The organism is Cryobacterium breve (assembly GCF_027594785.1).
GTDB lineage: Bacteria > Actinomycetota > Actinomycetes > Actinomycetales > Microbacteriaceae > Cryobacterium > Cryobacterium breve_A.
The window spans coordinates 1,489,109-1,507,563 of the sequence record NZ_CP075584.1 but is presented as its reverse complement, the minus strand read 5'-3'; the positions used below and the strand labels follow the sequence as shown (position 1 = coordinate 1,507,563).

The 18,455-nt window shown below is 67.3% G+C and carries 19 protein-coding genes and 5 pseudogenes; 8 read left to right on the top strand and 16 right to left on the bottom strand.

Annotation, left to right across the window (positions count from 1 at the left end; all coding sequences use genetic code 11):
• The first annotated feature begins 17 nt into the window (after window positions 1-17).
• A complete protein-coding gene (locus KIV56_RS07330; protein WP_348648499.1) occupies window positions 18-1,283 on the top strand; it encodes a trans-sulfuration enzyme family protein in 1,266 nt (421 codons plus the stop codon).
• A gap of 20 nt (window positions 1,284-1,303) precedes the next feature.
• Here KIV56_RS07330 and KIV56_RS07320 read toward each other — a convergent pair whose 3' ends face one another.
• The 3 genes and pseudogenes from KIV56_RS07320 to KIV56_RS07315 form a co-directional block, all read right to left on the bottom strand.
• Window positions 1,304-1,954, bottom strand: a complete 651-nt coding sequence (locus tag KIV56_RS07320) for an NYN domain-containing protein (RefSeq protein WP_348648498.1) — start codon at window positions 1,952-1,954, stop codon at window positions 1,304-1,306.
• Window positions 1,941-2,174 (bottom strand): annotated as a pseudogene (locus KIV56_RS19585) (NYN domain-containing protein); the annotation flags it as partial. The gene KIV56_RS07320 and the pseudogene KIV56_RS19585, both read right to left, overlap by 14 nt.
• A gap of 9 nt (window positions 2,175-2,183) precedes the next feature.
• Window positions 2,184-2,660: a MarR family winged helix-turn-helix transcriptional regulator gene (locus KIV56_RS07315; protein WP_281535732.1), complete on the bottom strand. Its 477-nt coding sequence runs from the start codon at window positions 2,658-2,660 to the stop codon at window positions 2,184-2,186.
• Between the two features lie 69 nt (window positions 2,661-2,729).
• On the opposite strand from KIV56_RS07315, the gene KIV56_RS07310 reads away from it, so the two are divergent.
• Window positions 2,730-3,101, top strand: a complete 372-nt coding sequence (locus tag KIV56_RS07310) for a VOC family protein (RefSeq protein WP_281535731.1) — start codon at window positions 2,730-2,732, stop codon at window positions 3,099-3,101.
• A gap of 64 nt (window positions 3,102-3,165) precedes the next feature.
• Here the strand turns inward: KIV56_RS07310 and KIV56_RS07305 are convergent, their stop codons facing one another.
• Together KIV56_RS07305 and KIV56_RS07300 are read right to left on the bottom strand one after the other, a co-directional pair.
• A complete protein-coding gene (locus KIV56_RS07305) occupies window positions 3,166-4,338 on the bottom strand; it encodes a GDSL-type esterase/lipase family protein (RefSeq protein WP_281535730.1) in 1,173 nt (390 codons plus the stop codon).
• A gap of 62 nt (window positions 4,339-4,400) precedes the next feature.
• On the bottom strand, window positions 4,401-4,973 hold the full coding sequence (locus tag KIV56_RS07300; protein ID WP_281535729.1) for a TetR/AcrR family transcriptional regulator: 573 nt from the start codon (window positions 4,971-4,973) through the stop codon (window positions 4,401-4,403).
• An 87-nt stretch (window positions 4,974-5,060) separates the two neighbouring features.
• On the opposite strand from KIV56_RS07300, the gene KIV56_RS07295 reads away from it, so the two are divergent.
• The 4 genes and pseudogenes from KIV56_RS07295 (at window position 5,061) to KIV56_RS07280 (ending at window position 8,439) form a co-directional block, all read left to right on the top strand.
• Entirely contained in the window at window positions 5,061-6,044 is a 984-nt protein-coding gene (locus KIV56_RS07295; protein WP_281535728.1) for an alpha/beta hydrolase, read from the top strand.
• A gap of 114 nt (window positions 6,045-6,158) precedes the next feature.
• A complete protein-coding gene (locus tag KIV56_RS07290; RefSeq protein WP_281535727.1) occupies window positions 6,159-6,374 on the top strand; it encodes a hypothetical protein in 216 nt (71 codons plus the stop codon).
• A complete protein-coding gene (locus KIV56_RS07285; protein ID WP_281535726.1) occupies window positions 6,358-6,792 on the top strand; it encodes a hypothetical protein in 435 nt (144 codons plus the stop codon). Before KIV56_RS07290 ends, KIV56_RS07285 begins: the two co-directional genes overlap by 17 nt.
• Window positions 6,789-8,439 (top strand): annotated as a pseudogene (locus KIV56_RS07280) (MDR family MFS transporter). Before KIV56_RS07285 ends, KIV56_RS07280 begins: the two are co-directional and overlap by 4 nt.
• Window positions 8,440-8,550: 111 nt before the next feature.
• Here the strand turns inward: KIV56_RS07280 and KIV56_RS07275 are convergent.
• The 7 genes and pseudogenes from KIV56_RS07275 to KIV56_RS07250 form a co-directional block, all read right to left on the bottom strand.
• Window positions 8,551-9,507: a DMT family transporter gene (locus KIV56_RS07275; RefSeq protein ID WP_281535725.1), complete on the bottom strand. Its 957-nt coding sequence runs from the start codon at window positions 9,505-9,507 to the stop codon at window positions 8,551-8,553.
• A gap of 150 nt (window positions 9,508-9,657) precedes the next feature.
• Window positions 9,658-10,359, bottom strand: coding sequence for a BadF/BadG/BcrA/BcrD ATPase family protein (locus tag KIV56_RS07270; protein ID WP_281535724.1), 702 nt, complete (start codon window positions 10,357-10,359; stop codon window positions 9,658-9,660).
• A 31-nt stretch (window positions 10,360-10,390) separates the two neighbouring features.
• A pseudogene (locus tag KIV56_RS20300) lies at window positions 10,391-10,624 on the bottom strand (BadF/BadG/BcrA/BcrD ATPase family protein); the annotation flags it as partial.
• A 5-nt stretch (window positions 10,625-10,629) separates the two neighbouring features.
• The gene (locus KIV56_RS07265; RefSeq protein ID WP_281535723.1) at window positions 10,630-11,832 is read right to left on the bottom strand and encodes an SIS domain-containing protein; all 1,203 of its coding nucleotides are present in this window, start codon (window positions 11,830-11,832) and stop codon (window positions 10,630-10,632) included.
• Window positions 11,825-12,280 (bottom strand): class II D-tagatose-bisphosphate aldolase non-catalytic subunit, encoded by a 456-nt coding sequence (locus KIV56_RS07260; RefSeq protein WP_281535722.1) that lies wholly within the window; start codon window positions 12,278-12,280, stop codon window positions 11,825-11,827. The genes KIV56_RS07265 and KIV56_RS07260 overlap by 8 nt, the downstream gene beginning before the upstream one ends.
• 118 nt (window positions 12,281-12,398) lie before the next feature.
• Window positions 12,399-13,160: pseudogene (locus KIV56_RS20295) on the bottom strand (class II D-tagatose-bisphosphate aldolase non-catalytic subunit); the annotation flags it as partial.
• A gap of 80 nt (window positions 13,161-13,240) precedes the next feature.
• Entirely contained in the window at window positions 13,241-14,149 is a 909-nt protein-coding gene (locus tag KIV56_RS07250) for a class II fructose-bisphosphate aldolase (protein ID WP_281535720.1), read from the bottom strand.
• Between the two features lie 105 nt (window positions 14,150-14,254).
• Here KIV56_RS07250 and KIV56_RS07245 point away from each other — a divergent pair.
• Window positions 14,255-14,755, top strand: a pseudogene (locus KIV56_RS07245) (DeoR/GlpR family DNA-binding transcription regulator); the annotation flags it as partial.
• Between the two features lie 2 nt (window positions 14,756-14,757).
• Window positions 14,758-15,156 (top strand): hypothetical protein, encoded by a 399-nt coding sequence (locus KIV56_RS07240; RefSeq protein ID WP_281535719.1) that lies wholly within the window; start codon window positions 14,758-14,760, stop codon window positions 15,154-15,156.
• A 90-nt stretch (window positions 15,157-15,246) separates the two neighbouring features.
• On the opposite strand, the gene KIV56_RS07235 is transcribed toward KIV56_RS07240, so the two are convergent.
• Genes KIV56_RS07235 through KIV56_RS07220 form a run of 4 tightly spaced genes read right to left on the bottom strand, consistent with a single transcriptional unit; the run spans window position 15,247 to window position 18,448 of the window.
• Window positions 15,247-15,876 (bottom strand): HutD/Ves family protein, encoded by a 630-nt coding sequence (locus KIV56_RS07235; RefSeq protein ID WP_281535718.1) that lies wholly within the window; start codon window positions 15,874-15,876, stop codon window positions 15,247-15,249.
• A complete protein-coding gene (gene hutI, locus KIV56_RS07230) occupies window positions 15,863-17,056 on the bottom strand; it encodes an imidazolonepropionase (RefSeq protein WP_281535717.1) in 1,194 nt (397 codons plus the stop codon). The genes KIV56_RS07235 and hutI overlap by 14 nt, the downstream gene beginning before the upstream one ends.
• Window positions 17,053-17,754: an amidohydrolase family protein gene (locus tag KIV56_RS07225; protein ID WP_348648497.1), complete on the bottom strand. Its 702-nt coding sequence runs from the start codon at window positions 17,752-17,754 to the stop codon at window positions 17,053-17,055. The genes hutI and KIV56_RS07225 overlap by 4 nt, the downstream gene beginning before the upstream one ends.
• Window positions 17,696-18,448 carry an amidohydrolase family protein gene (locus tag KIV56_RS07220; RefSeq protein ID WP_281535715.1) on the bottom strand — a complete coding sequence of 251 codons (753 nt, stop codon included), beginning with the start codon at window positions 18,446-18,448 and terminating at the stop codon, window positions 17,696-17,698. The genes KIV56_RS07225 and KIV56_RS07220 overlap by 59 nt, the downstream gene beginning before the upstream one ends.
• Window positions 18,449-18,455: the final 7 nt, after the last annotated feature.

The following is an 18,455-nucleotide window of genomic DNA, read 5'->3' as shown; positions in this document are numbered from 1 at the left end:
TCCCGTAGCGTGGGGCCATGGTGAACACTCGTCCTGACAAGCACGATCCGCTGTCCTTGAAAGACTCGACCCTGGCCGTGCATGCGGGCAACACGATCGACGCGGGGTCGGGGGCGATTCGCACACCGATCGTGATGGCGAACTCCTATGCGCTGCCGGAGGACCCGTCGTCAGTGAGCTGGTCGGGGACGGACGTGCCGCTCTACACCCGCAACTCCGGAGTGAACCAACTCGGCCTGCAGGCGAAGCTCGCTGCCCTGGACGGTGGCGAAGACGCCGTCGCCCTGGCGTCGGGCGTTGCGGCCCTTCATGCGGTGTTCTTCACGTATCTGCGTTCCGGGGACCACGTCGTGGTCGCCGATGTCAGCTACGAGGCAACGTGGCGCTTGTTCACCGAGCTGCTTCCCGACAAGTACGGAATCGAGGCCACGTTCGTCGATATCAGTGACCTCGCCGCGGTCGCTGCGGCGATTCGACCGAATACGCGGCTCGTGCACACCGAGGCGATCGCCAACCCGACGACCCGGGTCGCCGACATCGCGGCCCTGGCGACGATCGCCCATCGGGCGGGGGCGCTGCTCGTTGTGGACTCCACCTTCACTCCGCCCCCGTTCTACCGACCTCTCGCCGACGGCGCCGACCTGGTCGTCCATTCCCTGACGAAGTACATCAACGGTCACGGCGACGCGATGGGCGGCGCGGTGATCGGCTCCCGGGAGCTGATCCAGCGCATCAAGGCGGATGCAATGGTCGACGTCGGCGGGGTGATCTCGCCGTTCAACGCGTGGCTGATCACCCGCGGGTCGGTGACGCTGCCACTTCGCCTCCGGCAGCATTTCGAGTCGGCCCAGCTGGTCGCCGAGTTCCTCGACTCCGACCCGCGGATCGCATTCGTCGCGTTCCCCGGGCTCGAGAGTCATCCGCAGCACGAGCTCGCCGCGCGGCAGTTCGCCGACCGGGGCTATGGTGCGATGCTGGCGTTCGCCGTCGCCGGTGATCCCGAGACGCAGAACCGCTTCGTCTCCCAGGCTCCGGGTGATCACCTCGGCCGTATCGCTCGGCCACGACGAGTCCCTCATCGTTCATGTCGGCACGAGCGGACCGCGAGTGGCGGCGTACCCTGCGCCCTTCCGCGAGTTCGGGCACCTTCGATTCTCGGTCGGGCTCGAGGATCCCCTCGACCTGATCGCCGACCTCGCGGCAGCGCTCGACGCGACATTCGCGTAGGTAGCGGCAGCCGCAGCCGCAGCCCCAGCTGCGGCGGCAGCCGCAGTCGCCGCTGAAGTCGCTGCCTCGTCGACCGTCAGGCCCGGTTGCGCAACCGCGCGCGGCGGGACTGGCCGTCCTCCTGCAGCTCGGCGATGGAACGCTGCGCCTTCAGGAAATCGGTGAAGGACTTGAAGCCGATCTTCTTCTCATCGAATCCAGGGTCGAGGCGCTTCATCTGCTGCTTGAGAGCGGATGCTGCCATCCAGCCGTCGACGTCGTCATTCGCCCGTCCACGAAGTGCGCGCATGAGGAGCTTGCGAGCCTCCTTCGCAAGGTCTGGTGCGGGTGGCTCGACGGCCGCTGTCCGAGTGGAGTGCGGGATGTCCTCGACGACCTCGTCGGCGAGGTCCTCCCCGAGGTCTTCAACGAGGTCGTGGTAGTAGGAAAACTCGTCGCAGGCGTTCTTGAACGCCGCACTGGTCGAGCCCTGCACGCCGATCCCGATGACCGTACGGCCGAGGCGCCGGGCGCGCTGGGCGAGCGGGATGTAGTCGGAGTCGCCGGCGACGATCACGACATGCGAGATGTCCTGCAGCCGGAAGAGGTCCTCGACGACGTCGATGGCCAGACGGATATCCGCGCCGTTCTTGGTGCCCGAGGTGTTGAAGAGCCTGCACGAGATCGACCGCGCGATCGACGAGCTGCTTCTGGTACCGGGTGTTCGCGGGTGCGGCCCAGTCCGCATAGGCGCGGCTGATCGCGACGGCTCCGAACGACGAGGCGAAGTCGAGAACCGCACCGATGTTCACGGTGGCTTCCTGGAGTCGTTCCGCGGTCTTGCCGGTGGCGGTGCGGGCTTTCTCTTTGATGAAGGCACCACGACCATGCACGTTGTCGTATTGGGAAATGATGATGTTGTCGAAATCGATGTAGACGGCGACACGTGTCTCGGACAGTTCAGCCATGGTTCAACGCTACCGCGCGGCGTCTCCGCCGGTGGGAGCGCCGTCGTCGGTGAGGGCATCCCGGCAGGCGATGAGCCGGGCGACGAGTGCCGTATGTTCCGCGGTCGACAGGGGCGACAGCATCCGTTTTTCGACGCGAGCGACGGCCGCGCTCGCACCCGCCAGAGCCTCACTGCCCGCCGGAGTGAGGCGCGTCGGCCGTGCCCGGCCGTGTTCGGCGACGTCGGCGCGAGCGACCAGGCCACGATCCTGGAGGCCGCGAAGCACCTCGTTCATCGATTGGCGCGTCACGAACGCGCCGCGAGCGAGGTCGGCGTTCGATTGTTCCGGCTCGTGCCCGAGCAACTCGAGTACCGAGTACTGCGAGACAGTCAGGCCCTGCGGGCGCAGAACCGCGTCCATCGAGGCGTGCAGTGCCGTCGCCGTCTGCTTGAGCAGGTAACCCACCGAAACGGCCAGATCGCCGACCTTCTCCACTTGACTCATGTCAGCATCCTGACACACAATGGCTATGTAAGGATCCTGACACGCGGGATTCGACGAGGAGAAGAAAACATGACTGTCACCGGACCCGATTTTCTAGCGCTGCAGGTAAGCGACCTCGAGCGGTCTGCGAACTTCTACGAGACGCTGCTCGGGCTGCGGCGCGCGCCCGTGAGCCCGCCCCACGCCGTCGTCTTCACCACGCAGCCGATCGCCTTCGCCGTTCGGGAACCAATGCCGGGGTTCGACCTCGCTGCGGTGCGCCCGTGGGCCGGGGCCGGGGTGGCGCTCTGGCTGCACGCCGATGACGCTCAGGCCGTGCACGACGTCCTGGCCGAGGCGGGAGTTGCGATCGTCACTGCCCCGACCCCCGGTCCCTTCGGCCTTACCTTCTCATTCAGTGACCCGGATGGTTACGTCGTCACGATCCACGACCAGGTGTGACGAGACCGGCGGGACCGGCCCGACTCGGCCGGTCCGCTCGGTCCGACCGCCGCAACGGGAGACGTCAGGCGGCGAAGGCCCCCTTTGTGCCGAACGCGAGCCGGGCGAAGCGCTCGGCGATGCTGTGGTGCGTCGCGGCATCCGGGTGGAGGCGGTCGGGCAACGGATGTTCGGCGAAGTCAGCGGCGCCGTAGAGCTCGAGGCCGTCGAGGTAGTGCAGGTTCGGATCCGTGGCCGCCCGCTGCCGAGCGATACGCGCCAACTCGGTCCTGATGACGGTGAGCGTGAGCTTCCCGGTGGATGTCTCGGCCGGGTCCCCGGTGGCCACGAACTGCATTCGCCCGGCGGCGAGGGCTGCACGATCGAACGCGCCGGGTCCGGGAGTGTCCTCGTGGATGGGGCAGAGGATGGGGGAGATCAGCAGTAGCGGTGTGGTGGGGTGACCGTCGCGGATGGTGTCGAGGAAGCCGTTCACGGCAGGGGCGAAGGCGCGCAGGCGCATCAGGTCAAGATTGACGAGATTGATGCCGATTTTGGCGCTGATCAGGTCGGCGGGAGCGTCCCGCATGGTGCGCGCGATGAAGGGGTCGAGCAGTGCGCTGCCGCCGAAGCCGAGGTTCACCAGATCCACCTGGCCGCTCGAGGCGGCGAGCGCAGGCCAGGTCTCGGTGGGATTCACGGCGTTGGAGCCGTGGCTGATCGAGCTGCCGTGGTGCAGCCAGACCCGGTTCCCCGTCGCCGGTGCGGGCTCGATCGTGCCGTTGGAGCGGAGGGAGACGAGTTCGGTTCTTTCGTTGTGCGGGAGCCAGATCTCGATGGTCTTGAGGTGATCCGGCAGGCCCGTGAAGCGGAGGGTGCTGACCGGCCCGAGGTGGTTCGTGGTGGCGCCGGTGGCCATATCGACGGTGACGGTGATGCCGGTCGTCGCGACGGCCTGGCCGGCCAGTCGCCCATCCACAAGGAGTTCGTACACGCCGACCGGGCGTGGCGGGGCGCCCAGGTAGACCAGCTTGGTGGGGAGTACGTCGAGTTCGAGGTCGGTCGCTCGGGTGCTGAAGGCCAGTCGGACCCCGGAGGGCTGGGCTTCCATGGTGGCCAGCTGCGGGTCGGCGTAGCCGCGAGCCCAGGCGGGCAGGCGGTGCGGGAGCAGACCGTGGACGGTCTGTTCCGAATCAAGGGCGCCGCGGAGGAGGTCGGCGATGATGGGCGTGGTGATCCAGTCGTGGTGGGAGGACATCTGTGGGCCTTCTAGTGGGGGAACTCGGAGATGGTGGGAAGTTCTGCGGGGCCGTGCGGGAGTCAGTCGGGCGCCGGCCAGGCCCGAAGCAGGGCGTCGAGGGCATCCAGGGTGCGAGTCCAGGATTCCTGGGAGTCGGGGGAACTGTTGCCGAATCCGCCCTCCAGCTCGAGGGTCGCGAAGCCGTGGAAGACGCTGCCGAGCAGCCGGACGGCATGCGTCTGGTCCGGTTCCGCGAGGTCGTAGCCGCGCAGGATCGCGCGGGTCATCGCGGAGTGGCGGACGCCGGCGCTCGCGATCGCGGTCTCCCGGTCGAGCCGGAAGTGCATGGCGGCATAACGCCCGGGATGTTCGCGGGCATAGTCGCGGTAGACGTTGCCGAGCGCGACCAGGGCGTCTTTGCCGGCGCGGCCGGCCACGGCATCCGCTGCCCGGTCGGCGAGCTCCTGCAAGGCGAGCAGGGCGATCCTGGTCTTGAGGTCGTGCGAGTTGGTGACGTGGGAGTACAGGCTCGCGACCTTGACGTCGAAGAGCCTGGCGAGCGCCGAGAGCGTGACGTTGTCGAATCCGACTTCGTCGGCGAGTTCAGCGCCCGCCTGGGTGAGGCGGTCCGCGGTCAATCCTGCGCGTGCCATGAATGCTCCCTTTTGCCTAATGGTACCTCAGTTTTACCTAATGTATTTAGGTAGCTTCGTGACCAGTGCCGCTGGGATAATTTCCCCATGAGCGAGGCAGGCAAGATCCAGTCGGCGACCGAGGCCGCGACCACCCGGGGCGACAGGGTCTTCCTCTGGATCACCCGCATCGTGTCCACGCTCGGCGTGATCGTCACGGTCTGGGCGGCGGCATGGACGGGATCGATGCTCGTCCACGGTCATCCGGCATACCTGATCCTGCTTGTGCTCACCTTCATCGTCAGCCTTGTGATCGCCGTGCGCTCCTGGCTCGCCCGGGCGGTGCGCCACCGCGGATGGAAGGTGATCCGGGGCGTGCTCGGCGTTCTCTCGCTCGGGGTGATCGCACTGGCCTGGTGGCTCGTGCCGTCGACGGCGGTCGAGCCGGCCCTGTCGGCGATGAATTCAGACGCACGGGTGACCGTGAGCGAGACGGCCGACCAGATCGTTCTGCAACCGACGGGAGCCGTGAGCGAGGTCGGAGTATTCTTCCAGCCGGGCGCTCGTGTCGACGCTCGCGCCTACGCTGCGGTTCTCCGCCCGCTCGCCGAGGCCGGCCACGTCGTGGTCATCCCCAAGCAGCCGTTCGGGATTGCGTTCCTGTCGACGGGAGCATTCGGGTCGGCGCGCGCCGCACATGCGCCGGTAACCCGCTGGGTCGTCGGCGGCCACTCGCTCGGCGGGACGGTCGCGGCGTTGGATGCCCAGTCCTTCGCCGGTGCGTCGACAGAGTCGGTCGTCGGGTTGTTGTTCTTCGCCTCATACCCCGCGAACGACCTGAGCGGGCTGAACGCCAATGTGCTGTCGATCTCCGGTGCGAACGACGGCCTGGCAACCCCGGACAAGATCAGTGCGTCGAAAGCGTCGCTGCCGGCGGATGCGGGCTATCTGGTGATCGAGGGCGGCGTGCACGCGTTCTTCGGCGACTACGGCCAGCAGTCCGGGGACGGTGAACCGTCGGTCTCCCAGGATGCCGCGCGCGCCGAAATCTCGGCGGCGAGTGTTGGCTTCGTGAACGCCTTCGACCAGTAGGGCGAGAGTGCGGTCAGTCGCCAGCGCTGAGGATGTGGCCACCGGTTTGGAGCGATGGAAACGAGTTTTGAACGCTTGTTGCACTCCTGACCATAGAGTGCAATACTGCACTCTATGATTGATAGTGCAACAACGTCTGGGCGCTCGGAGCGGATGGCGGCGACGGCCCTGCGACTCACCGCCGTCTCCCGCCGACTCACCGCAGAGCGCGGCCTCAACGGTTTCACGATCGAGGAGGCTCTGCGCAGAGGTCGGGATCTCGCGGCGCACCTTCTTCAACTACTTCCCGTCCAAGGACAAGGCCGTCATCGGCATGGACGAGACCGATGAGGCCCGTCGGCTCGTGGAACACTTCACCGCCCGGGGCTCCCGAGGGTGGCCGGCGGTGCTTGACGACCTCGTTGAGTTCGCCATCGAGCAGATGGCCGTGACAGGGCTCAGAGTGGCCGAGCACACCGATTTCTTCGCCGCGATCGAGCGCGAGCCGCGACTGCTCTCGCGGGTTATCGGCCTCAGCCGTGAGCGCGAGCAGGCCCTGGCGCTCCTGGTTGCACACCGGGAGGGAGTCGACGACGACGACCCGAGGGCCCGAGCCGTAGTTGCTCTCTTTTCCACGCTGTTGCGCACCGCTATCGAACGCATTCTCCGCCCGGGAACGACCGAGGAATTCGGCCCGGCGCTCCACAACTCCCTCGTCGCTGTCCGAGAAGTGGCCGCGACGCCACCCCTTCGAAAGGACAACCCGTGACCGCTATCGTCGAGGCCCCGTTCCTCCTCACTAAGCGACGAATCTGGATCATCTTCGCCGCGCTCATCTCCGGCATGCTCCTTTCGAGCCTGGACCAGACGATCGTGTCGACCGCGATGCCGACAATCGTCGGCCAGCTCGGCGGCGTCGAGAACCAGGTCTGGGTGACCACCGCCTACCTGCTGGCCACAACCATCGTGATGCCGATCTACGGCAAGTTCGGCGACGTCCTCGGCCGGCGCAGGCTCTTCCTCGTCGCGATCGCCCTCTTCACGATCGCGTCGCTCGGCTGCGCCTTCGCAGGGGGACTTCTGGCAGCTCGTGGTCTTCCGGGCGATCCAGGGCCTCGGCGGCGGCGGGCTGATGATCCTCTCGCAGGCGATCATCGCCGATATCGTGCCCGCCTCCGAGCGCGGCAAGTACCTCGGACCGCTCGGCGCGATCTTCGGACTGTCCGCCGTCGGCGGCCCGCTGCTCGGCGGGCTCTTCGTCGACCACCTGACCTGGCAGTGGGCGTTCTACATCAACATCCCCGTCGGCGTGATCGCCTTCGTGATCGCCTGGTTCACCCTCAAGCTGCCGAACAAGAAGGCCACGGCACCCATCGACATCCTCGGCGTCCTGACCCTCTCCGCGGCCACGACCTGCCTGATCTTCTTCACCGATTTCGGCGGCAACAAGGCCCACGGCTGGGGCGCGACCGAGACCTGGCTTTTCGGCGCCGGCCTCGTGATCGCGGTGCTGCTCTTCATCCTGGTCGAGTCGCGTGCGCAGGACCCGATCATCCCGTTGTCGCTGTTCCGCAACCCCATCTTCGTCAACGCGACCGCGATCGGCCTCACGCTCGGCCTCGGAATGTTCGCGGCGATCGGCTTCATCCCCACCTTCCTGCAGATGTCCTCCGGCACATCCGCCGCCGTCTCCGGCCTGCTGATGGTACCCATGATGGTCGGCCTGATCGGGACCTCGATCGGGTCCGGCATCGCGATCACCCGCACCGGCCGGTACAAGATGTTCCCGATCCTCGGCACCATCATCACCGGGGCGGCGATGGTCGCGATGACCACCCTCAGCGCGTCCACACCGATCTGGTTGATCTGCGTGTTCCTCTTCGTCTTCGGCGCCGGCCTCGGCCTGATCATGCAGGTGGTCGTGCTCGTCGTGCAGAACTCCGTGGACGCGTCGATGATCGGCACGGCGACGAGTACGAACAACTACTTCCGGGAGGTCGGCGCGTCGCTCGGCGTCGCGGTGTTCGGCACGATCTTCACCACCCGGCTCACCGACAACCTCACCCACGTCTTCGCCTCGGCCGGTGCCACCGCAGCGGATGCCTCGAACGCCACGGCGACGCTGGACCCGCAGACGCTCAACCAGCTTCCGCAAGCGTTGCGGGATGGGATCGTCGCGGCATACGCGGATGCCCTGGCTCCGGTGTTCTGGTACCTGCTGCCGTTCATCGCGCTCGCCTTCCTCCTGTCCCTCTTCCTCAAGCAGATTCCGCTCTCGGACGTCGCGGGCCTGATCGCCCGCGGGGAGGCCATCGGCGGCGACGAAGCGGAAGCCCTCGAAGCCGTCCAGCGCGGTGGGGAAGTGCCGGCGGCGCACAGTGGCACGGGCGCTCTCGCGGTCAAGTCGCGTGATTGAGTGACCTGATCACGACGAAGGCCCGTTCGCACGCTTCTCGATGGTCAAGAAGCGTGCGAACGGGCCGGTGTGCAGCTGGCGGCGACTATGCCGGCTAACCCACTGTGCCTGCTAGCCCAGGGTATCTGCGGGCTCGTGGGTCTTCCTCGGCGCGCTGTCCTCGTTCTGGAGCAGGGCCGGCGGCAGTGCCTCCCCACGTCGTTCGTCGCTGTAGACCATGAGCGTCGACCCGACGAGCGCAAGCACGATCGCGATCGTTCCGAATATGGTCGGCAGCGTCTGGTAGACGACGAGCGACACCACGATCGTAAGGACGGGGGCGAGGGCGTTCGTCGTGGGCGCCACGATGGATGCCTTGCCTCGGCTCAGTGCCATGACGAGGAATAACGCGCCGACAGCGTTGAGAAGCTGGGTAGCGGCGGTCAGTACGGGCGCCTGCCAGGGAACGTCGAGCGGGAGGCCACCCATCGCGATGATCGCAAACGGAGTGAGGATCAGGCCGCTGATGGCCATCCAGGCGAAGGTCGTCGCGTCGTTCACTCCGATGGTCGCCGCCTTCCGCATGAAGAAGGCCTGCACGCCCCACGCGATACAGACGAAGATGGCGATAACCAGCCAAGGACCGGATGTGGCGTCCCCTGAACCGCCGGCGACGCTGAAGAGCACGATGGCGGCCAGTGCCGCGACCAAGCCGATGACGGCGACCTTGGGCAGGCGCTCCCGGAGGAACGCAACGGCCATGAGTACGGTGATGGCCGGCGAAATGGAGATGATCGGGAAGATCAGGTATGCGGGACCGGACGAGAGGGCGTTGAACAGCAGCAGCTGGCCGCCGGCCCCGGTCAGGCCGATGAGGAGACCGTACATGGCGGCTTTCGGGCGGCGGTCGAACTTCTGGCCGCGCAGCGCGAAGACGGCCGGGATGATCATGACGACGGCCCAAATGACGTAGACCATTTCATCCGGGTACCCGTAGAGGGTGATGGGGAGGGACGAGAATGCGCCCCAGACTCCCCAGAACAGCACCAGTAGTGCTGCGTAAAATATCCAACTCTGCGTTTTCTTCACAATGATCTCCTCGTTGACATCTGTTACTTGCTTGGACTTACTCAGGGGGACGTGCGTGGTGGTGCGTAATGCGTAATGCGTAATGCGTAATGCGTAATGCGTAATGCGTAATGCGTAATGCGTAATGCGTAATGCGTAGTGCGGGTGCGGTCAGTGGGACCGGAGCTGCGCCAGCGCGGCTTCGGACAGCGGTGTGCCCGCCTTTTTTGCGGCGTAGAGCGCTGCGCCGACAGCGGGGCCGAACAGCGGGGTGCGTAACTCGTATTTCGGCGGCAGTGCCGAGAGCGCCTCTTCGAACCCGCTTCGGACGGCGGCGGCGGTGAACATGCCTCCCGAGTAGGACACGGGGACAGTGTCGTCGTCGCCGAAACCGAGCTCCGTGCGCGTCGTGTCGACGATCCTGGCCAGCTCGGCGCAGGCATCCGTGAGGATCTGGGCGGCGATGAGGTCGCCCTGGGCGGCGGCTTCGACGACGGTCTTGGAGAGGTCGGCGATCGCCCCTCGCTGTCCCTTCCACTTGTTCACGACGACGTCGATCAGGTCGAGGTCGCTGTTCACGTCGGCACGGGCCTTGACGACGTCGTAGAGGGGGCCGCGGGGAAGCCGGCCGTCGCTCATTCGGGTGAACGCGTTGAGGCCGCGGATCGCGATCCAGTACGCGGAGCCTTCGTCGCCGAAGAGTTCGCTCCAGCCGCCGACCCGGTGGCCGTGACCTGCACGTTCTCCGTAGGTCATGGACCCGGTTCCGCTGATCACGTTGATCCCGTCGACGGCACCGAGGGATCCGGCCCAGCCGCACACCATGTCGTTGTCGCAGGTGTAGCGGTCGTGCCCGAGCACCGCGCGGGGCACGGCGTTCAGCCGTTCGATATCGGAGCCTGACCTCGCCGTATCCCGGGAGTCCGAAGAAGGCCTGGTCGATGTCCTTCGTCTCGATTCCGGCCTGGGTGGCGATCGTGCCGATGCCCTGGGTGAGGATTCGCCCGACAAGTTCGATGCCCTCGCTGAAGTAGTAGCAACTCGGTGTCTGTGTTTCCGCGACGATGTGTCCGGAGTCGTTGAGGAGGACGAAGGCGGTTTTTGAGCCGCCACCGTCGACCCCGAGAAAGAGTGACATGGCTCTCAGCTCGCGTTCGTGAGGGTGCCCGCGGACGCGGACAGCGGGTGGATGTGCACGCCCTTGACGACGCGGTTGACGGTTCCGCCGGGGAACGGGTTGTCGGGGGTGGCGCCGAGCGTGAGCGAGAACGAGAGCCCCAGAAGCTGCGCGATGACGATGTAGCCGACGGCCAGGAACGCGTCGTCGAGGCCCTCGAGGTCGGAGAGGATCCACGAATGGCCATCGGCTGCCGGCAGCGGCAGGGAGGAGATCGCGACGACCCGTTCGGGAGTGAGCGCTGCGCGCAGTTCGGCGATGATGTCGAGGTCATACTCGCGGGTATAGGGGTCGGACGACACGTAGACCAGGGCGAGCGTGGTCTCGTCGAGGACGGCCTTGGGGCCGTGGCGGAAGCCGAGGGACGAGTCGTAGTAGGTGACGATCGCACCGGCGGTCAGTTCGAGCACCTTGAGGGCCGATTCGCGGGCGAGGCCGGTCAGCGGCCCGCTGCCGATGTAGACGATGCGTTCGTAGCCCGCCTCTGCCAGTGCGCGGATCTCGGGCTGGCGGCAGTCGATGATCTGCGTTGCCGCCGCGGAAAGGGCGGCAACGGCGTCGTCGTTCGCGCCGCCGAGGATCAGGAGACTCGACAGGAGCATCGACGTGAAGCTCGACGTCATTGCGAAGCCTTCGTCGTTGGAGCGACGCGGCATCAGCACGACCTTCGAGTGTGTGCGTCCCTGATGGTCCGTGAAGAGGTTCCCGTCTTCGTTGCAGGTCAGGATCAAGTGGCTGACGTCGGTGAGCACCTGATCGGCGAGGACCGTTGCGGCGCTGCTCTCCGGGCTGTTGCCCGAGCGGGCGAAGGACACGAGCAGGGTGGGAACGTCTTCGGCGAAGCTCTCCCTGGGATTCGACACGATGTCCGTCGTGGCCACGGCGTCAATGCGGCGGCCGAGGAGTCGCGACAGTGCCGGCGCCGCGATGTCGCCGACGAAGGCGGATGTCCCTGCTCCCGTGAGAACGATGCGCAGGTCGGATTGGGAGAGGAGGGGGGCGAGGAAGGCATCGATGTCGGTGCGCTGGGCGGCGATGTTGGCCGAAGCCTCGCGCCAGACATCCGGTTGCTGGGCGATCTCGCGGACGGTGGCTTCAGACCCGGGGCCTGCGGCCTGGCCGATGGTCGTCGATGCGGCTGGGGTGGATGTGGCGGTGGGGTTAGACAAGGAGTGCTCCCTGGATGGTGGTGGTTGTCGTGGAACGGTCGCGGACCGTCGGGAAACAGGCGTAGGCGTATGGGCGCAGGGCGTCGCGGATCTTGTCAACGACGAGCGCGCGCGGTTCGGGAGACAGGCTCCCTGCCCGCACCCTGGCGTATTGCTCGGGAAGGAACTGGCTGATGAGGGGAAGCGGGATCTGCAGGGCGGCGAGGTTGTCGTAGAGACGGTTCTCGGCGGCCTCGATCTCCGGGTCTGGCCAGTAGTAGCGCAGCCGGTCGCTGTAGCTGAACCGGCGGGCAAGGCGCTGCTGCTGGGCCGTGCCCTCGTAGTAACCCGCCCAATAGTCGGGATGGGCGAGCATGCGCCGTTCGATGACCTCGACGAGGGCGGAGCGATCGGCGACCGGGACGAGTTCGTCTTCGATCTTCGCGAGGGCGAAGAGCCCTTCCCTCATCGCGAACGTCAGTCCGGGTCCGACCTTGAGGATCGCCCAGTGGTCTTCGACGAGTTCCGGCGAGCCGGTTCGTCTCCTGGTAGTCGGTGGAGTGGGCCTCGAAGACCAGCCCCGGCTCGTCCTGCAGGACGGTCCGCAGTTGCACGGTCCCTTCGCGGTGGTAGTCGATGACCTGCAGATGGTCGAATTCCACGGCGGGCTGCACGACGAGCGCGATGATGCGTGGCCAGATGTCGGTGAGGCCGACCTTCTCGAACGCGTCGCGGTGCCGGTCGAGGGTCGCGCGGGCAGCCCCGGCGGAGGTGGCCGTCAGGGTGCCGAGGGTTTCGTGTGCGCCTCCCGGCACCGGGACTTCCGTGCCGATCACGTACAGGATGTCGCTCGGGAGACCGGCGCGGGTGGCGGTGTCCTCGGCGACGCGTAGCAGCCGTGCCGAGCGAACGGCGGCGAGGTCGTCGCCGACCGGCACGGGATCCCCGGCGCAGGACATGCTGCAGTCCAGGTGGATCTTGGTGTAGCCGGCCTCGACGTACGCGATGACGAGGGCTTCGGCATTCGCCATAGCGTCTTCGGCGCTGAGCTTCTGCCAGCGGTTGGGACCGAGGTGGTCGCCGCCGAGGACCAGACGGTCCCGGTCGAAGCCGACCCTGTCGGCGATCGAGTACACCAGATCGCGGAAGTCGGCCGGACGCATGCCGGTGTACCCGCCGAACTGGTCGACCTGGTTGGACGTGGCCTCGATGAGAACGTAGGTGCCGTCGGCATCTGCCTGACGGATGGCGGCCTCGAGCACGGTCGGGTGCGCCGAACATACCGAATAGATTCCGACGGTTTCACCCGCCTTATGCCGACGTACCGTGTTCCAGAGTTGATTAACCATTGTGCTCCTTTGCAGTCCCACGGGCGTCCCGTTGTTCGGGGCGGGGTGGTTCGATCGATGGGTCTCGTGGGTGGATGGGATCAGTGGGTACCCAGCCCGGTGAGCAGGGCCGAATCCGAGGTATTGGGGTTGTGAGCCGCTGCCACGTCGAGCACGGTGCACAGATGCGTGACGGTACGGGAGATGGACTCGCAGCCGTCGCGAATGTACGTGCGCGGATCGGTGACATCCGGGTTGGTGGCCAGGAATCGCCGGACGCCGCCCGTGAACGCGATGTTCAGCGCCGTTCCGACGTTGATCTTGCGCATTCCGGCGGCGATGGCCGCGACCAGAGTCGTGTCGCCGACGCCGGAGGATCCGTGGAGGACGAGGGGGACGGGGACGATTCCGGCGAGTTGGGCGATGAGCGTGAGGTCAAGCTCCGCAACCTGTGAGGTCATCGCGTGTGAACTGCCGACCGCAACGGCGAGGCCGTCAACGGTGGTCTGCGCGACGAAGTCACGCGCCTCGTCGGGCTGGGTGCGTGCGAGCGGAGAGTGCGCACCGTCTTTGCCGCCGATTTCGCCCAGTTCGGCCTCGACCCAGAGGCCGCGGGCGTGGGCGCGCCGAGCCAGTTCGCGGGTCTGGCGAACGTTCCGGTCATGGGGGAGATGTGCGGCATCGACCATGATCGAGCTCACGCCGAGATCGTTCGCCAGGTCGATGGCGTGTTCGGTGAGCGCGAGGTCCTGGAAATGGTCGAGATGAATGGAGATGGGCGCGGAGGACTCGGCGGCGATCTTCGCACAGGCCGCGATGATGGGCGAGATCCTGCCGTTGTGGAACCGGATCGCGTTCTCGCTCACCTGGAGAATCGCACCGGTATTGGCGCGCTCCACTCCGATCGCGATGGCTTCGGCGTGCTCGAGGGTGATCACGTTGAAGGCGAGAACGGCACGGTTGCCTGCACCGAAGTTGTCGATGAGATCGCGGGTTGTGGCGAGCGTCATGACGAGCTCCTCCCGGCAGTGACGCCGTGCGATTCGGGCGATGTCGGGTTGACACCATCCGTGCACTGGACCAACACGATTGCCATGGCTTGATCCTGCGCCAGAATGCGCGTATCGCGCAATATTCCTGCTAAAGTGGACAGAAATACTGCGCGTTTCAAATCGGTTAGGCGTCTCATGATCCAGAACGGCTCGTACCCATCCACCCCTCGTGCGGTCTCCGGCAAGCGCTCCGAGCGGATGCGCCTCGTGCTGTCGCTCCTTCATGAGCAGACGAGCATGTCGCAGTCGGCGCTCGCGGACGCGCTCGGAATTTCGGCGGCGACGCTGCGGCGCGATCTGGCGGACCTGGACGAACAGGGGCTGCTCGTGCGGACGCATGGTGGGGCCCGTGCGCTGGATGCCCGCAGCGAAATCCCCGTTCGGCTCAGGAATACCCAGTTCCGTGAGGCCAAGCAGCTGATTGCGCGTCGTGCAGTGGACATGATCCCTGCTGGACCGTATGCGGTCGCCCTGAGTGGGGGGACCACGACGGCCGAGGTCGCCAGGGCGCTCAGTAATCGGTCAGGACTGACCATTGTGACGAATTCGCTCACTATTGCGCTGGAGTGCGCGGCTCGCCCCAAGCTCAAGGTGATCATGACGGGAGGCGTCGTCCGGCAGAGGCCTCCTTCGAGGCCGTCGGCTCGCTGTCCGAGAACACGTTCAAAGCGATCAATGTCGGCACGGCCGTTCTGGGCACCGACGGCATCAGCGTGTCAGGGGGAGTGACGACTCACGACGAAACAGAAGCGCGCACCAATCACGCCATGGTCGCCAACGCCCAACGCGTGATCGTGGTTGCCGACGGGTCGAAAGTCGGACAGGTCACCCTCGCGAAGATGGCCGACCTGAGCGAGATCGACGATTTCGTCACAGACTCGGACGCGGACCCCGCCGCGCTTCAGCTGATCGCAGACGCCGGGGTCACCGTGCACATCGTCGATCTCAGCGCTGTGCGTCGGTAGGACGTAGGTCCTCACACGGCCGCCCAACCGCGACTGACCCGCCTGGCTGAATCAGGTGACAGCGACGTCCGGCGCTCCACCGGTTGCCCGTCACAGCATTGGGGCCGAAGAGATGTTCTTGACGCGAATGGCCGCAAGGGCCACGACGGCCTCGCCGCGCAGCGGCCAGATTCGTCCCGGCCTGACAAGCACGGCGTCGCGGAGGCCGAGGGTGCGGACAGATGCGTGGTCGGCATCGCCGTCCTTTCCGACCTTGCCCGTGATTTCGACCTCGCCCTCGAGGACGACGACCAGGACGGTCTCGTCGGGACCCGGTGCCACCGAGAACGGGCCGGTGAGACGCTCGACCCGGAGGGAACCCGTCGCGGCGGTGCGGCGCAGCATCAGGTTCAGGTCGTCGGAGCTCTCCGCCGACCCGGTCGACGAGACCAGGCTCTCCCCTGTGAACGCGCAGACTTCGTACTGGCCGACGTGCTGCGCCGTGCCGTCGATGGTCAGGTCGAGCCCGGCCACGGACAGCGGGACGAGGCATCGGTCGACGCCGGCGAATTCTGAGAAGACCGAGTCACCGGAGATCGTCGCGATGCTGACCCGCCAGTCGAACTCGTCCATCGTCGCCGCAGGGGGCGCCACGGCGACCGTGCTGGTCCAGCCTCTGCCATTGCGCCAGGCGACGGGAACCCGGGCGCTCGCGCGGGAGACTGCGTCAGAAGGCTGCACGGGCGGCACGGGTCACCGCCGGGGGCAGGCGTTGTCCGAGCAGCCAGGTGGCGGCGGTGAGCGGCACCCCCGGTCGATAGGCGATGTGCGAGATCGAGGGGGCATCGAGCACCTGCAGATCGGCGCGACCGCCGACCCGGAGCGAGCCGACGGCATCCGCCCCCGAGTCACGCCCGAGGGCGCGGGCGCCGCCGCGGGTGGCCGCTCGCACGGCTTCCTCCACGGTCAGGTGCATCTGCAGCACGGCCGTCGCGATGCAGAACTGCATCGAGGTCGTGTACGAGGTACCGGGGTTGCAGTTGGTCGCTATCGCGACGGTGACGCCCGCGTCGAGGAGCGCGCGGGCCGGCGCGAGCGGTTCCCGGGTGGACAGGTCGCAGGCAGGCAGCACGGTCGCCACGGTGTCCGACCCGGCCAGGGCGTCGAGGTCCGCGGGAGTCAGGTAGTTGCAGTGGTCGACGCTCGCCGCCCCGAGTTCGACGGCCAGGGCGACGCCTCCGCCCTGGCCGAGCTGGTTGCCGTGCACCCGCAGGCCGAGCCCCGCCGCCCGGCCGGCGAGCAGGACCTCGCGGGCCTGTTCGACGTCGAACGCCCCGCGCTCGCAGAACACGTCGATAAAACTGACCCACGGGGTGACGGCGGCGAGCATCGGGCCGGTCACGAGGTCGAGGTAGTCGCGGGCGCTGATGCCCTCCGGAACCAGGTGCGCGCCGAGGAAGGTCACCACGTCCGCTCCGCGCGAAGCGATCTCGGCGGAGCGGCGCTCGGTGTCCACGTCGAGGCCGTAGCCGGTCTTGGTCTCGAGGAAGGTGGTTCCCTGCGCCCGCGCCTCGTCGCGCAAGGCTCGGAGATTGGACTCGAGTTGGGCATCCGTCGCGGCCCTCGTCGCGTTCACCGTGGTACTGATGCCGCCGGCGGCATATTTCGTGCCGGCCATGCGCGCCTCGAATTCGGCCGAACGGTCGCCGGCGAAGACGAGGTGGGAATGCGAGTCCACCCAGCCGGGCAGCACGGCCCGCCCGCCGACACTCGTGCGCACGTCGGCGACGGGCGGATGCTCGGCGTCGCCGATCCAGGCGATCCTGCCGTTCTCGATGACGAGCGCGGCGTTCGCGCGACGGTCCTCGTGGCCGGCGAACGTGCTCAGCTCGCCGATATCGGTGATCAGTTCGGAGGTCATGCGCGTTCCTTCGGGATCAGGCGGGCCGGGTTCGTGCGGTCGATGGTGTGGTCGAGCCGGTGCAGGGCCGCACCGAGCAGGACTGCGGGGTTGGCAGCGGGCGACACGAGAAGCCCGTCGCTCGCGATGATACGTCCGCCGACGATGACGCGGCGCACATCGCTCGCGGTAGCGACAAGGGGGAGCTGGTCGGGACCCGCGCCGACGGTGCGGACCGAGTCGGTGTCGAGTTCGACGAGGTCCAGCCACGCACCGACCTGCAGCCCGCCGGTCCCGAGCCCGAGCGACGCGTAGCCGCCGCGGGTGAGTGTCTCGGTCAGTTCCGGTGGTGAGAAGCGGCCGCGCCGACCGGAGGCGAGACGTTCGCCGGCCTCGAGGCCGCGGGCCTCGAGAAATGGGTCGACGACCGCGTTCTGGTCGGATCCGAGGGCGAGCCGGGCTCCGGCGTCCGCCAGGCGTCGAGCGGGCCCGATCCCGTCCCCCAGGTCGGCCTCTGTGGTCGGGCAGAACACGGCCGTCACCCCGGCGTTGCCGAGAAGCTTGATGTCCGCGTCGGTGAGGTGGGTCGCGTGCACGACGCTCAGCCGCGGAGTGAGCGCGCCGAGTTCGTGCAGCAGGCCGGTCGGAGTGAGGCCGTATTCAGCGAGGCACTCCGCATTCTCCTGGGGCTGTTCGGAGAGGTGGATGTGCAGCGGCACCGTGGGCGGCAGCCCGGCGAGAATCGTCGCCATCGCCGATCGGGGCACGGCCCGTACCGAGTGCAGGGCGGCACCGAGCGTGACTGTTGGGCCAGGGCCGGCCAGAGTGCGAGCGCCGGTACCGAGGGTGTCCCGCAGGCTTTCCCAGCGCCGAAGCCAGGCCTCCGCCGAGCCGTCGCCGAACCGCCGCTGCAGGCTCTGAGAGCGGGCGATCGGCGCCTCCGCGCAGGTAGCAGGTGTCGAGCAGGGTCAGGCGGATCCCGGTGTCCCGCGCGGCGGCCTCGACCGCGAGCTCCATCGCGTGGGCGTTCGGGTACGGCCGGCCGTCCTGCCGGTGGTGCACGTAGTGGAATTCGCCGACGGCCGTCCAACCGCTGACGAGCATCTCGGCGAACACTGCCGAGGCGAGCTCGTAGTAAAGGTCGGGGTCCAGAGCGGATGCCGCGGCGTACATATTCTCTCGCCAGCGCCAGAAGTCGCCGCCGTTCGCGTGGGTACGACCGCGCAGGGAACGATGGAAAGCGTGCGAATGCGCGTCGCCCATCCCGGGGAGCACGGTGCCGAGGACGATGTCGCCGGCGCTCGCCGGAGCGCCCCGATCGAGCCGGGCGATCGTCCCGTCCGGCGCCGCGTGCACCCGCACCGCGTCCACGGGCGCGCCGTCGATCAGGGCGGTCGCGCACCAGAACGTCACAGTGCTC

What these genes read in the sequence shown, in the direction of transcription:
- KIV56_RS07330 (WP_348648499.1), top strand. Translation starts at nt 18, where the DNA reads ATGGTGAACACTCGTCCTGACAAGCACGATCCGCTGTCCTTGAAAGAC.
- KIV56_RS07320 (WP_348648498.1), bottom strand. Translation starts at nt 1,954, where the DNA reads ATGCGGACTGGGCCGCACCCGCGAACACCCGGTACCAGAAGCAGCTCG.
- KIV56_RS07315 (WP_281535732.1), bottom strand. Translation starts at nt 2,660, where the DNA reads ATGAGTCAAGTGGAGAAGGTCGGCGATCTGGCCGTTTCGGTGGGTTAC.
- KIV56_RS07310 (WP_281535731.1), top strand. Translation starts at nt 2,730, where the DNA reads ATGACTGTCACCGGACCCGATTTTCTAGCGCTGCAGGTAAGCGACCTC.
- KIV56_RS07305 (WP_281535730.1), bottom strand. Translation starts at nt 4,338, where the DNA reads ATGTCCTCCCACCACGACTGGATCACCACGCCCATCATCGCCGACCTC.
- KIV56_RS07300 (WP_281535729.1), bottom strand. Translation starts at nt 4,973, where the DNA reads ATGGCACGCGCAGGATTGACCGCGGACCGCCTCACCCAGGCGGGCGCT.
- KIV56_RS07295 (WP_281535728.1), top strand. Translation starts at nt 5,061, where the DNA reads ATGAGCGAGGCAGGCAAGATCCAGTCGGCGACCGAGGCCGCGACCACC.
- KIV56_RS07290 (WP_281535727.1), top strand. Translation starts at nt 6,159, where the DNA reads ATGATTGATAGTGCAACAACGTCTGGGCGCTCGGAGCGGATGGCGGCG.
- KIV56_RS07285 (WP_281535726.1), top strand. Translation starts at nt 6,358, where the DNA reads ATGGACGAGACCGATGAGGCCCGTCGGCTCGTGGAACACTTCACCGCC.
- KIV56_RS07260 (WP_281535722.1), bottom strand. Translation starts at nt 12,280, where the DNA reads ATGAGGGAAGGGCTCTTCGCCCTCGCGAAGATCGAAGACGAACTCGTC.
- KIV56_RS07250 (WP_281535720.1), bottom strand. Translation starts at nt 14,149, where the DNA reads ATGACGCTCGCCACAACCCGCGATCTCATCGACAACTTCGGTGCAGGC.
- hutI (WP_281535717.1), bottom strand. Translation starts at nt 17,056, where the DNA reads ATGACCTCCGAACTGATCACCGATATCGGCGAGCTGAGCACGTTCGCC.